Origin of the sequence: Pseudomonas sp. PDM10 (assembly GCF_014852295.1) — a bacterium.
Taxonomy (GTDB): domain Bacteria; phylum Pseudomonadota; class Gammaproteobacteria; order Pseudomonadales; family Pseudomonadaceae; genus Aquipseudomonas.
Genome location: NZ_JACVBJ010000003.1, coordinates 635,161 through 647,741, shown reverse-complemented (window position 1 = coordinate 647,741; position 12,581 = coordinate 635,161). Strand labels below are relative to the sequence as shown.

The 12,581-nt window shown below is 59.5% G+C and carries 10 protein-coding genes; 4 read left to right on the top strand and 6 right to left on the bottom strand.

All coding sequences use genetic code 11. From position 1 onward, the window contains the following. Positions 1-3 precede the first annotated feature (3 nt). From IB252_RS14085 to IB252_RS14075, 3 genes are all read left to right on the top strand, one after another. Positions 4-1,044, top strand: coding sequence for a low specificity L-threonine aldolase (locus tag IB252_RS14085; protein WP_111448537.1), 1,041 nt, complete (start codon positions 4-6; stop codon positions 1,042-1,044). 228 nt (positions 1,045-1,272) lie between these two features. Further along, positions 1,273-1,806: an REP-associated tyrosine transposase gene (locus IB252_RS14080; protein ID WP_192409236.1), complete on the top strand. Its 534-nt coding sequence runs from the start codon at positions 1,273-1,275 to the stop codon at positions 1,804-1,806. A 214-nt stretch (positions 1,807-2,020) separates the two neighbouring features. Continuing rightward, positions 2,021-2,845 (top strand): SDR family oxidoreductase, encoded by an 825-nt coding sequence (locus tag IB252_RS14075; RefSeq protein WP_192409235.1) that lies wholly within the window; start codon positions 2,021-2,023, stop codon positions 2,843-2,845. A 105-nt stretch (positions 2,846-2,950) separates the two neighbouring features. On the opposite strand, the gene gbcB is transcribed toward IB252_RS14075, so the two are convergent. Continuing rightward, complete coding sequence (gene gbcB / locus IB252_RS14070) at positions 2,951-4,051, bottom strand: glycine-betaine demethylase subunit GbcB (protein ID WP_111448535.1); 1,101 nt, start codon at positions 4,049-4,051, stop codon at positions 2,951-2,953. Positions 4,052-4,490: 439 nt separating this feature from the next. Between gbcB and gbcA the strand changes: the two genes are divergently transcribed. After that, positions 4,491-5,786: a glycine-betaine demethylase subunit GbcA gene (gene gbcA, locus IB252_RS14065; protein WP_192409234.1), complete on the top strand. Its 1,296-nt coding sequence runs from the start codon at positions 4,491-4,493 to the stop codon at positions 5,784-5,786. Positions 5,787-6,561: 775 nt separating this feature from the next. Here the strand turns inward: gbcA and IB252_RS14060 are convergent. The 5 genes from IB252_RS14060 to dgcB form a co-directional block, all read right to left on the bottom strand. Continuing rightward, entirely contained in the window at positions 6,562-7,743 is a 1,182-nt protein-coding gene (locus IB252_RS14060) for a retropepsin-like aspartic protease (protein ID WP_192409233.1), read from the bottom strand. Positions 7,744-7,837: 94 nt separating this feature from the next. Next, positions 7,838-8,404, bottom strand: a complete 567-nt coding sequence (locus tag IB252_RS14055) for a GNAT family N-acetyltransferase (protein ID WP_192409232.1) — start codon at positions 8,402-8,404, stop codon at positions 7,838-7,840. Positions 8,405-8,550: 146 nt separating this feature from the next. Continuing rightward, entirely contained in the window at positions 8,551-9,321 is a 771-nt protein-coding gene (locus IB252_RS14050; RefSeq protein WP_192409231.1) for an electron transfer flavoprotein subunit beta, read from the bottom strand. A 15-nt stretch (positions 9,322-9,336) separates the two neighbouring features. After that, positions 9,337-10,557 (bottom strand): electron transfer flavoprotein subunit alpha/FixB family protein, encoded by a 1,221-nt coding sequence (locus IB252_RS14045; RefSeq protein ID WP_192409230.1) that lies wholly within the window; start codon positions 10,555-10,557, stop codon positions 9,337-9,339. After that, entirely contained in the window at positions 10,557-12,506 is a 1,950-nt protein-coding gene (gene dgcB / locus IB252_RS14040; RefSeq protein WP_192409229.1) for a dimethylglycine demethylation protein DgcB, read from the bottom strand. Before dgcB ends, IB252_RS14045 begins: the two co-directional genes overlap by 1 nt. Positions 12,507-12,581 lie beyond the last annotated feature (75 nt).

Genomic DNA, 12,581 nt, shown 5'->3' with positions numbered 1-12,581 from the left:
GCCATGACCGATAAGAGCCAACAATTCGCCAGCGACAACTATTCCGGTATCTGCCCTGAAGCCTGGGCTGCCATGGAACAGGCCAACCACGGCCACCAACGCGCCTATGGCGACGACGAATGGACCGCACGTGCGTCCGACGATTTCCGCAAACTGTTCGAAACCGACTGCGAAGTGTTCTTCGCCTTCAACGGCACCGCGGCCAACTCCCTGGCCCTGTCGTCGCTATGCCAGAGTTACCACAGCGTGATCTGCTCGGAAACCGCCCACGTCGAAACCGACGAATGCGGCGCGCCGGAATTCTTTTCCAATGGTTCCAAGCTCCTCATCGCCCGCACTGAAAACGGCAAACTGACCCCGGAATCGATCCGCGAAATCGCGCTCAAGCGCCAGGACATCCACTACCCGAAACCGCGCGTAGTCACCCTGACCCAGGCGACCGAAGTCGGCAGCGTCTACACCCCGGAAGAAATCCGCGCCATCAGCGCCACCTGCAAAGAACTCGGCTTGAACTTGCACATGGACGGCGCGCGCTTCTCCAACGCTTGCGCTTTCCTTGGCTGCACGCCGGCTGATTTGACCTGGAAGGCCGGCGTCGACGTGTTGTGCTTCGGCGGCACGAAAAACGGCATGGCGGTGGGGGAAGCGATTCTGTTCTTCAACCACAAACTGGCTGAAGACTTCGATTACCGCTGCAAACAGGCCGGTCAACTGGCCTCGAAGATGCGTTTCCTGTCGGCGCCGTGGGTCGGGATTCTGGAAAACGACGCCTGGCTCAAATACGCCAAACACGCCAACCACTGCGCGCAGCTGCTGGCTGAACTGGTCAGCGATATTCCTGGCGTGGAACTGATGTTCCCGGTGCAGGCTAACGGTGTGTTCCTGCAACTCTCGGAACCGGCCATCGCCGCACTGACGGCCAAGGGCTGGCGCTTCTACACCTTCATCGGCAACGGCGGCGCACGCTTCATGTGCTCGTGGGACACCGAAGAAGAACGCGTACGCGAATTGGCGGCGGATATTCGCGAAGTCATGTCCCGCTAACTCCCCTCATGATCGTTCCCACGCTCCGCGTGGGAATGCCTCTCGGGACGCTCCGCGTTCCTCAAACACCGTTGTGACGCAGAGCGTCACGGGCTGCATTCCCACGCAGAGCGTGGGAACGATCATTACGGGCGTGTCACAATTTCCCACTCGCTCCGCGTCGCTGTCTGCTAGACCCATCACACTACGGCGCCCATCCTGATCATTCCCGCGCAAAGGAATGCACCCATGGGCCGAAGTCGCTACACCATCACCGAACCCGACAAACCGCACTTCCTCACCTGCACCCTCATGGAATGGCTCCCGCTGTTCATCCGTCCCTACATCGTCGATCACCTGCTCAATTGCTGGCGCTATCAGCAAACCCATCGAGATCTAAAGCTGTATGGCTATGTGGTCCTGGAAAACCATCTGCACTTTGTCGCAGAAGCTCCAGACCTCAACAAATGCCTCAGCCAATTCAAATCCTTCACCGCCCGACAAATCATCGACGACCTGCAAAGCAAAGGCGCCGGCCGCGCGTTGCAGCGCCTGCGCTTCAGCAAACGTGCGCACAAGCAGGACCGGGTGTATCAGCTGTGGCAGGAAGGTTCGCACGCGGAAATGGTGTACAGCGAAACGGTGATGCGCCAGAAGCTGGATTACATTCATTACAACCCGGTGAAGCGTGGGTATGTGGATTTTCCGGAGCACTGGCGTTACTCCAGCGCGAGGAATTATGCGGGGATGGAGGGGTTGATCGAGATTCAGCGCTGGTATTGAGGCGTACCGCCCCCACCTGATCGTCCCCACGCTCCGCGTGGGAATGCAGCCGTGACGCTCTGCTTCACAACGGTGTTCGACATTGCATCAGCGGTGAGGCAGGAACGCGGAGCGTCCCGAGAGGCATTCCCACGCGGAGCGTGGGAACGATCATTGTGGCGCGCGCCTTGGTCTACATTAATCCGGTCAGATAACAATAATCAGGAGCGCACGCATGTCATTGAAAGGCAAAACTCTGTTCATTACCGGCGCCAGCCGCGGGATTGGTCGTGAGATCGCGCTGCGGGCTGCGCACGACGGCGCCAACATTGTGATTGCCGCGAAAAGCGCCGAGCCGCACCCCAAGTTGCCTGGCACGATTTTCAGCGTGGCCAAGGAAGTTGAAGCTGCCGGTGGTCAAGCGTTGGCCTTGCAGGTGGATGTGCGTGATGAAGTCGCGGTGCGTGAGGCACTGGCCAAGGCCAACGAGCATTTCGGCGGCATTGATGCGCTGATCAACAATGCCGGGGCGATCAAGCTGACCGGGGTTCAACACATCGAACTCAAGCGCTTCGACCTGATGCACCAGATCAACACCCGCGCCGTGCTCCTGTGCAGTCAGGCTGCCCTGCCCTATCTGAAAAAAACCAATGGTCACATTCTTAACCTGTCGCCACCGTTGAACCTGGCGACGAAATGGTTTGCCCAGTACAGCCCCTACACGGTGACCAAGTACGGCATGAGCATGCTGACCCTGGGCATGAGTGAGGAATTTTCCAGTTACGGAATCAGCGTCAATTCCCTGTGGCCGCAGACGATGATTGCCACCGCTGCCATCGAATTTCAGCTCGGGTCACGCGAGTCGTTCAAGCATGCGCGCACGCCGGCGATTATGGCGGACGCTGCTTACGCGATTCTGAGCAGCAGTGGTCGCCGCATCACCGGTCGGTTGCTGATTGATGAGGAGATTTTGCGGGAGCATGGCGTGACCGAATTCGATCACTACCGCTTTGAGCCCGGCACCAACGACAAGCTGATGCCAGACCTGTTTGTGGACTGAAATAGAAACCCTTGTGGGAGCGGGCTTGCTCGCGAAAGCGGTGTGTCAGGCGACATCAATGTTGACTGTGCCGCCGTCTTCGCGAGCAAGCCCGCTCCCACAGGTTCAGAACTCGATGCGCACGTCGCCCTTCGGCACGCTGCAGCACGAAAGGATGAACCCTTCCGCTTCGTCTTCCTCGGTGATCCCGCCGTTGTGGTCCATTTCGACCTCGCCACCCAGCTTCATCACCTTGCACGTCCCGCAGATCCCCATCCCGCAAGCCTTCGGAATCAACAAACCAAGCTTGGCAGCCGCCGCATGCACGGTTTCACCCGGTGCAACACGAATGCTCTTGCCGGACGCGGTGAATTCCACCTGGTGCAGGTCTGCGATGTCGATGTCCGGTGCATCCGCGGCGATTTCGGCTTGCTCCACCGCATCGGCACGGGCTTCCGCTGGCGTAGCGCCGAAGGATTCCTCGTGATAACGCGCCATGTCAAAGCCGACCGCTTCGAGCATGCGCTTGACCGCATTCATATACGGCGTCGGGCCGCAGCAGAAGACTTCGCGCTCCATGAAGTCCGGCGCCATCAGCTCGAGCATCTTGTGGTTCAGGTACCCGCGATAACCGGCCCACGGCTCGCCCAGACCATGCTTCTCGCAGATCAGGTGCAGGCTGAAGTTATCGATCCGCGACGCCATATGTTCCAGCTCGCGGTGGTAAATGATGTCTTTGGGCGAACGGGCGCTGTGGATAAACACCATGTCGACGTTGCCGTTGGTGTCGTAGAACCAGCGCGCCATCGACATGACCGGTGTGATACCGACGCCACCGCTGAGGTACAGCACCTTCGGCGCGGGGAAGTCCATGGCATTGAACAACCCGACCGGCCCGTGCACCGCCAGCTCCTGGCCTTCGTGCAGGGTGTCGTGCAGCCAGTTCGACACTTTGCCGCCCGGCACACGCTTGATGGTCACCGAAAAGCTGTACGGCACCGACGGCGAGCTGGAAATGGTGTAGGAGCGCATGATCGGCACCCCTTCGATTTCCAGCTCCAGGGTGACAAACTGCCCCGGTTTAAAGAAGAACAGGATTGGCTGATCAGCCATAAAGCAGAAGGTGCGCACATCCCAGGTTTCCTGGATGACTTTGACGCAACGGACGATGTGTCGACCATTGGCCCAGGTCTGGGTGGTTACCGGATTCAGGAAGCTGTTGGACATGCTGTTCTCCACCGCCGATGGTCGGCCTTATGTTGGCGATTCTGCGTAACGTGCGAACCACCCATTTACCTATCTGCGACATTCACATACTTATCGCGACCAGCCCACATCTACCGGGGGTTGCGCGTCGGGAACAGATTGGGCCATGTCGCCCATGGATAAGGTTCTGGCTAGCGCCGGCCCCACACTCGCTCCATACCAAGACACAACCTTTACACCTTGCGTAGCAAACCGGTGGCCGGTGTAGCGGGGTTGGGTGGAGCAGGTTCGGATGCGTGAAGTTCTGAGCCAAGGCGCCGCGACGACTCATAGCTAGCTATGGGGAGGAGCGGCAACGCAGGATCAGGACTTCATGCGCCGGACCTGCCCGCCCAACCCCGCTACACCGGCTACATAGCCACTTTCGCCGGCCACACAGAATGGCCTTGAGGATTAAATGATGGACGTCACCACTACCCTGAGCCTGGGCGATCCGCTGGAACCCGCACGCAAGGCCACCGCACAGATGCTGCAAGAGCGCGAGCGCACTTTCTCGCTGCCGCAGCCGTTTTACTCTGACGAGCGGCTGTTTGATATCGACATGCAGGAAATCTTTCAGAAAGAGTGGTTGATCGCCGGCATGACCTGCGAAATCCCGACCAAGGGCAACTACCTGACCCTGCAAGTCGGCAAGAACCCGATCATCGTGATTCGCGGCGCAGACGGCATAGTCCATGCGTTCCACAACGTTTGCCGTCACCGCGGTTCACGGCTGTGCACCAGTGAAAAAGGCAAGGTCGCCAAACTGGTCTGCCACTACCACCAGTGGACCTACGAGCTGGACGGCCGCCTGCTGTTCGCCGGTACCGAAATGGGCGCCGACTTCGACATGAAGCAGTACGGCCTCAAACCGGTAAACGTGAAAACCGCTGGCGGCTACATCTTCATCAGCCTGTCGGAGAACCCGCCAGCCATTGATGACTTCCTGTCGACGCTGAACCATTACATGGAACCGTACGACATGGAGAACACCAAGGTGGCGATTACCACCACCTTGATGGAAAAGGCCAACTGGAAACTGGTGCTGGAAAACAACCGCGAGTGCTACCACTGCAACGCGTCGCACCCGGAACTGCTGAAAACCCTGCTGGAATGGGACGACGTCACCGACCCGCGTGCCGACCAGGCCTTCAAGGACCATGTCGCGGCCTCCGCCGCTGCCTGGGAAGCCGAGAAGATCCCTTACGCCCACGCCAGCTTCGGCCTGCGTAACCGCATCGTGCGCATGCCGCTGCTCAAGGGCACCGTGTCGATGACCCTGGACGGCAAACAAGGCTGCGCCAAACTCATGGGCCGGATCAAAAACCCGGACCTGGGCTCGATGCGTATCCTGCACCTGCCGCACTCCTGGAACCACTGCATGGGCGACCACATCATCGTGTTCACCGTGTGGCCGATCAGCGCGCAGGAAACCATGGTCACCACCAAGTGGATCGTCCACAAGGACGCGGTCGAAGGCGTGGACTACGACGTGGAGCGCATGCGCCAGGTCTGGGATGCGACCAACGACCAGGACCGTCGCCTGGCCGAAGAGAACCAGCGCGGGATCAACTCCACGGCTTACCAGCCAGGCCCTTACTCCAAGACCTATGAGTTTGGCGTGGTGAACTTTGTGGATTGGTACAGCGAGCGTTTGCTGAACAACCTCGGGGCCGAGCCTGCGCCTTACCTCAAAGGCGTTCCGGTTAGCGGCTAATCGAGATCAAAAGCATCGCGAGCAGGCTCACTCCTACAGGGGATTTGTGAACGACACAGATCCAATGTGGGAGTGAGCCTGCTCGCGATGGCGCCCTCCTCAACTAAATACCTTTCACTGATATATCCCTCACTCTAGAACTGTACGAAATATGACCTATTCCGTTCAGCGCTATACCCTCCGCACCTCTCAGCCTTCCACGAACAAGTTATCCACACCTCAACCCACAGCTATTGGGGACAAGTGTGGATTTCGTGGAAACTTTCTCCACAGAAACTGAAGAAAATCCGTGACTTATCCAGAAGCAGGGTTTTGAACAACGATTGGTTGTTTTTTGATCTAAAGCTTGAAAGGCACGTTATACGTGGCTTGCAGAGGATGGCGAACACCTTATCCACAGAAGCGCCAACAGACTTTGGGGGCAACTTGGGCGGATCTGTGGAAAACCGCTGGAAGCCGCGATAAATCGGGGTTTGCGCGAGGTTTACCGGCTTAAAACGATGATTTGATCGCTTTTTGATCAGCCGCCTGACAGGCCCGTTTTATATGGCCTGTAGAGGACAGCAAACATCTTATCCACAGATGCGCTAACAGAGATTGGGGGCAAGTATTGGCGTGCGTACAAAGTTATCCTCTGAAAAAAGCCTGAAAAAACCGCAAGTTAGGCTGGTTGTTTTTTGTACGAAGGGTTGCAGGGCCTGGTTTGTATGGGGTGTAGCGATGGGCGAACACGTTATCCACAGAAGCACTAACAGGGATTGTGGGTAACCACGATTCAGGTCCTGTTGAAACACGACCATCCCGAGTCGATATCCAGATTCAACTCATAATCATTGAATGCCCCCCACCCAAGCAAAAGCGAAGGCACGTACTGACCCCGCAATAACGACGCAGGAATCGTAAAGTCCGGGTAGTAGTTGTAGGTGATCGATTGGATATGGCCCGCCAGGCTCAATTCACCCTTGAAGGTTTGGGAACGAGGTTCATCGGTGACATGAACGGATGAGTTGCCCGGCGAGGACGACGTCAGGTAATCAACATTGCCCGTGTCGATAATCACCGGCGTGGCCCGACGATCCAGGCGTGCGGCAATGGTCAGTCGTTGATTAATGTCCATGCGCGCGTAGCTAATTGGCGAATCGCATCGCGTGGGAGGTTCGGCGTTAATCTCCAGTGTCTTTTTGGTGACCTTCAAACGCCCCAACTTACCGATCAGATCAAGCCCCAGTAAGTTTTCCCGGTCGCTGACAAACACCAGGACGTTTCTGAACTCGCTTGTACCTATCTTTAAAGACTCAAAGATCCCGAGTTGGGCAGACAGGTCACGTTCGCCATAAAACGTGCTGTAGCCATAGTGAGAGTCGGTTAACAACCTGATGCCCATCAGCTTCGCGGTGTCGCGGTTGACCCGGGTTTGCGGTGCGCCGGTGTCCAGAATGAAGCGCGACGAGACACCATTGGCCGCTTTGACATCGAGGTAGGGCAGCACCTCGTCAGTGACGTGACTGTCGCTGGCATAAGGATGAATCGCCAGTACCTCGTGTCGCTTGGTTCTTGTCACCGAAAAATCGCCGAGCCTGCGCAGGGTCGCGAGGGATTCGCTGCCGAACATGGAGAACATCGCGTTGAGCTCAGGGTCATTCGCGATTGCCTGAGCATGACGACGCTTGATCGCCAGATAGTACTCGGGGATCAGGTTTGCGGTTTTGGCCTCGAACATTCGGGAGAAAACGGACACTGAACAATTCAGGTTCTTTTCAGTATCCAGCACCTTGTCGCATTGCTGTTTCATCTGCGCCAGGGAGGCTTTTTGCCCCTGTTCAGACTCCAGCCATTTGTAAAAATCCGGATCTTCCTTTCTGGTATCCGCTATCGAACGCGTGGTTACCACCAGAAAAAACACAACAAGCATCACGCCACAGATCAGACAGGTCTCACGTCGACTGACCGCTCCCATGTTCAACCCATTCTTGAAAACGAGTGTGAGGAATTAGCGCTGCTGCCACCCCGCCCTGCTCATGGAAAGCCAGCTCATAGAAAAATGTAGCTCATCAGGGCCGATACATCAGATAGGCCTCACCCGTGACCCGAATCATCGGATGGGGCGTGATCTGGCAGGTATCGACGATACGAAAGCCATGTCGCTCGTAAAACCGGCGGGCGCCGGTGTTCACCGCGTAGTCGATCAGGCTCAAGCCATTGAGCCCTAGCTGGTTGGCACGGTCGTAAGCGTAGGCGAGGAATTGCTTGCCCAGGCCCTGGTTTCGCCAGCCTTCATGCAGCGCCAGGCTGGAGATGTAGAGGGTGTCGGGGATTTCCATTTTGGCGTACGGCGCCAGGACTGGGTCGGTCACTGGAGGCGCCAGTGGGTCGTGACGCATCACGTAGCTGTGCATCATGCCGATGACTTCACCCTCGGCCTGCGCAATCACGCAGTTTTGGTAAGAGAAATCGACGTCTTCACGGGCGTAGCGACTGGCCCCGACATCCAGCAAATCCTGACCGGGTTGTGCCAGTTGGCTCCAGATGTAATCTGCAGCGCCCTCTGAAGAAATCTGAAACAAGCGAGCAATCTCCCGCGCATCCGCGCGCAGGGCCGAACGAAATTCAACGGTCATTATTTCCCCATAAATGTCGGTGACACGAGCCCCCTGTGGGAGCGAGCCTGCTCGCGAAAGGGGTGGGTCAGTTGCTGGAAATGTTGACTGACCCACCCCTTTCGCGAGCAGGCTCGCTCCCACATTAGATCTTCACTGGATGTCCGTTAGCGGACTACGCCTTCTTCGATCAGCAACTTGAGGATCGCCTCGGCACCTGCTTGCGCAGTCACGCCTTTAAGCACCTGCCCGCCGCCACCGCTGGCCTTGGCCGTCGCGGCTTTCATCCGGTCCGCGCCGCTCTTGGCCTTGATCACCTTCAAGCGTTTAGGCCGTGGCTTGGCCGGTTGCAGCGTGGCGACCGCCAGCAGTGCGTCGTCGATCACTTCGACCTCATCCGCCTGCAACACCCCGCGTCGAGCCGGGCCGTAGGCGCTCTGCCGAGGTTTCGGCGCAGCGTTATCCACAGTTGCAAGGAACGGCAGCCGCACTTTCAACCGACGGCGCTGACCGCGCGGCAAGGCTTGCAGCACCAGCGCTGAATTGCCGTCGATGGATTCAACTTGAGCCAGCCCGACTACCAATGGCCAGCCCAGGCTTTCCGCCAGCAGGAACGGCAACATGCCCGAGCCTTCACCGGTTTCCGCCTGGCTGCCGGTCAGCACGACCTGCGCCCCGGCATCACGCAAATACGTAGTCAATGCCGGCAGCGCATCGGCGCCTTCCGGTTGCTCCAGCACATGCAGCTGTTCCAGGCCCATGCCCAAATAGGCACGCAATGCGGGTTCCGCGACGTCACCGGCATGCAGCACTTGCAGGTTATCCCCAGCCAATTGCAGGCCCAGCTCCACCGCCCGCGCATCCTGCTCCGCGCGACGTGGCCGGCCGGAGGTCGGGTGGGCGCCGATGGACACCAGGCTGATGATTTTCGTGCTCATAACCCTTTCCTTCCCTTAAGCCGCATCGCGCTTGGCTTCGTTGCGGTAAGCCGCTACCGCATCGATCAAGGCTTGAAGAATCTCGGCGCTCTCGCCGATCACCGACAAGTCGGCCCGTTTGATCATGTCGCAGCCAGGGTCGAGGTTGATCGCCACCACCTTGTCGCAGGCACCGATGCCTTGCAGGTGCTGGATCGCCCCGGAAATCCCCACCGCCACGTAAACCCGCGCGGTGACCCAGGTGCCGGACGCGCCGACCTGACGGTCGCGCGCCATGAAGCCATCGTCCACCGCCACGCGGGACGCGCCTTCGGTAGCACCCAGTGCTTCGGCGGTCCTGTGGAAAAGTCCCCAGTCCTTGACCCCGTTGCCGCCGGAGAAGATGAACTCGGCTTCGGCCATCGGAATCGCCGCCGGGTCCACCGCCACCGCGCCCAAATCCTCGATGCGCGACAAGCTGCGCGCCACGGCTGTGGATAACTCCACCGGCAAGGCTTCGTGACGGGTTTCGCTGACCGGTTCGGCGCATTCGACGGCAGCCAGAATCAAGCGTGCCACCGGGCGCGCAAGGTCTTGCAAACCGGCACCGGCGCGGCCGATGCATTCCTGATCCTTGACCTGCCAGACCCGGGTGGCCGGGCGTTCGCCCAGCGCGGCGGCAAAGCGTCGACCCAATTCACCACCACCGCTGCGACTGTCCGGCAGCAACCAGTGACGCGGGTTGAACTGGTTATCCACAGCCCGTAGCCCCTGGACCCGTTGTTCCGGTGCATAACCGCTGAATTCTTCGCCATCGAGCACCAGCAAGCGATCGACGCCAGCAGTGGCGAAAGCGTTTTCTTTATGTTCGCCAAAGACCACGGCCAATACCGCGCCGTCCTTGCCGGCCAACTGATGAGCCAGGCCGAGCAAGTCGCGGTCGTGGCTGCTCAAGCGGCCGCCGACCATGTCCGGCACCACGTTGATGTAGAACGCCGGTTGCGGCACTTGATGCAGCGGCAATTGCACTTCAACCGCGGCCGAGCGTTTAGTCGCCCCACCCTGTTGAGCGCCGCTGCGGTCGATTCGCTTGATCCCGTTGGGACCGATAAAACCGATGCCATGGGGATTCTTGCGGATGACGCCGTTAGGCCCCATCCAGCTGTGTTGCGCCGGTTGCATGGCCGCGTGCAGCGGGTGCAGACGGTTACGGGCGATCCATTCGGCGCGTGGGTCGCGGCGGATAATGTCGCTCATCAGTGGGCCTCCGCAGGTTCACGTTGGGCCGGTTTGGTCGGCTTGCTCGGGGACGCGTCTTCGAGCAACGCGTCCGCCACCAGTTCGGCGATGTCCTTGATCAGCGGCCGAGGTTCGACCACGCCTTCGAGCATCGCGGTGCACTGTGGACAACCCACGGCCACCAGTTCGGCGCCGGTTTCGCGGATGTCTTCCATGCGCATGTCGGGGATCCGTTGCTTGCCCGGGATGTCGGTGATCGGCGCACCGCCACCACCGCCGCAGCAGCGCGAGCGGAAACCGGAGCGTTGCATTTCCTTGATCTCGATCCCCAGGGCGCGCAGCACTTCACGCGGCGCCTCGTATTCGCCGTTGTAGCGGCCGAGGTAGCACGGGTCGTGATAGGTCACGCTGCTGCCTTTGTGCTGACCAAGGTTCAGGGCGCCAGCGCCGATGATTTCCGCCATGTAGGTGCTGTGGTGCTGCACGAGGTAGTTGCCGTCGAAGGCGCCGTACTCGTTTTTCAGCACGTGGAAGCTGTGCGGGTCGCAGGTGACGATGCGGTTGAAGTTGTATTTGGCCAGGGTCTGGATGTTGCGTTTGGCCAACAGCTGGAAGGTCGCTTCGTCGCCCAGACGTCGGGCCACGTCACCGCTGTCGCGCTCTTCGAGACCCAGTACCGCGAAGTCGACCTTGGCCGCTTTCAGCACTTTGACGAAGGCGCGCAGGGTGCGCTGGTTGCGCATGTCGAAGGCACCGTCGCCGACCCAGAACAGCACGTCGACCGACTTCTTCTCGCTCATCAGATTGAGGTTCAAGTCCGCCGCCCAGTTCATCCGCCCACCCGGGGCGAAGCCGCCAGGGTTATCGGTGGCGATCAGGTTTTCGAGGACTTCGGCGCCCTTGTTCGGGGTCGCGCCTTTTTCCAGGGTCAGGTGACGGCGCATGTCGACGATGGCGTCGACGTGCTCGATCATCATCGGGCATTCCTCGACGCAGGCGCGGCAAGTGGTGCAGGACCACAAGGTTTCAGCGTCCACCAGGCCGTTGACGATCGGTTGATGCGGGTTACCGGCGTGCTCGCCGATCGCCTTGCCTGGATAAGGGCTGCCGGCGAACTTGGCATCGGTGCCACCGGCCAGGCCAACGACCATGTCCTGAATCAGCTTTTTCGGGTTCAGCGGCTGGCCGGCGGCGAACGCCGGGCACGCGGCTTCGCACTTACCGCACTGCACGCAGGCGTCGAAGCCGAGCAGTTGGTTCCAGGTGAAATCCTTGGGTTTTTCCACACCCAGTGGCGCGGTTGGGTCGCTCAGGTCCAGCGGTTTCAAACCGGTGGAGCGGCCGCCACCAAAGCGTTCGGCGCGACGGTGCCAGGCCAGGTGCAAGGCACCGGCAAAGGCGTGCTTCATCGGCCCGCCCCAGGTCATGCCGAAGAACAGTTCGCTAACGCCCCACAGCACACCGACGCCGAGGATCGCAGCGACCACCCAACCACCGAAGTTTTCCGGGAGGATGCCGGCGACCGGCAGGGTCAACAGGAAGAAGCTCGCAGAGAACGCCAACAGGCTTTTCGGCAGACGCATCCATGGCCCTTTGGAAAGGCGAGCCGGTGGGTTGCGACGACGCAGGAACATGAAAATCGCACCGACGAACATCACCGCCGAGGCAATTAGCAGGGCAATACCGAGAATGCGATTGTGCAGGCCGAAACCGTGAACCAGGATCGCCAGCACAATGGACGCCACCGCACCGCCAGCCGTGGCGACGTGAGTGTTGGCGATGTATTTGTCCCGCGCTACGACATGGTGCAAATCGACCATATAGCGCTTGGGCATGGCGAACAGGCCGCCGATCAGGTCGACTTTCGAAGCCCGGCCTCGGCGCCACATAGCCACCCGCCGCAACGCGCCGAGGACGGCAAGGCCCAGGGCTGCGAACAACAGGATTGGAAGAAGGGTGTTCAACATGGTGGAGCTCCCAAAGACCTCGGGGTCTTGCACGGGTTCATGTGCGTGCCGGTGAAGGCTTGGCACCTACCTGTG

Bases quoted from the DNA above. Each gene is read 5' to 3' on its own strand.
- IB252_RS14085 (WP_111448537.1), top strand. From the start codon at position 4: ATGACCGATAAGAGCCAACAATTCGCCAGCGACAACTATTCCGGTATC.
- IB252_RS14080 (WP_192409236.1), top strand. From the start codon at position 1,273: ATGGGCCGAAGTCGCTACACCATCACCGAACCCGACAAACCGCACTTC.
- IB252_RS14075 (WP_192409235.1), top strand. From the start codon at position 2,021: ATGTCATTGAAAGGCAAAACTCTGTTCATTACCGGCGCCAGCCGCGGG.
- gbcB (WP_111448535.1), bottom strand. From the start codon at position 4,051: ATGTCCAACAGCTTCCTGAATCCGGTAACCACCCAGACCTGGGCCAAT.
- gbcA (WP_192409234.1), top strand. From the start codon at position 4,491: ATGGACGTCACCACTACCCTGAGCCTGGGCGATCCGCTGGAACCCGCA.
- IB252_RS14060 (WP_192409233.1), bottom strand. From the start codon at position 7,743: ATGGGAGCGGTCAGTCGACGTGAGACCTGTCTGATCTGTGGCGTGATG.
- IB252_RS14055 (WP_192409232.1), bottom strand. From the start codon at position 8,404: ATGACCGTTGAATTTCGTTCGGCCCTGCGCGCGGATGCGCGGGAGATT.
- IB252_RS14050 (WP_192409231.1), bottom strand. From the start codon at position 9,321: ATGAGCACGAAAATCATCAGCCTGGTGTCCATCGGCGCCCACCCGACC.
- IB252_RS14045 (WP_192409230.1), bottom strand. From the start codon at position 10,557: ATGAGCGACATTATCCGCCGCGACCCACGCGCCGAATGGATCGCCCGT.
- dgcB (WP_192409229.1), bottom strand. From the start codon at position 12,506: ATGTTGAACACCCTTCTTCCAATCCTGTTGTTCGCAGCCCTGGGCCTT.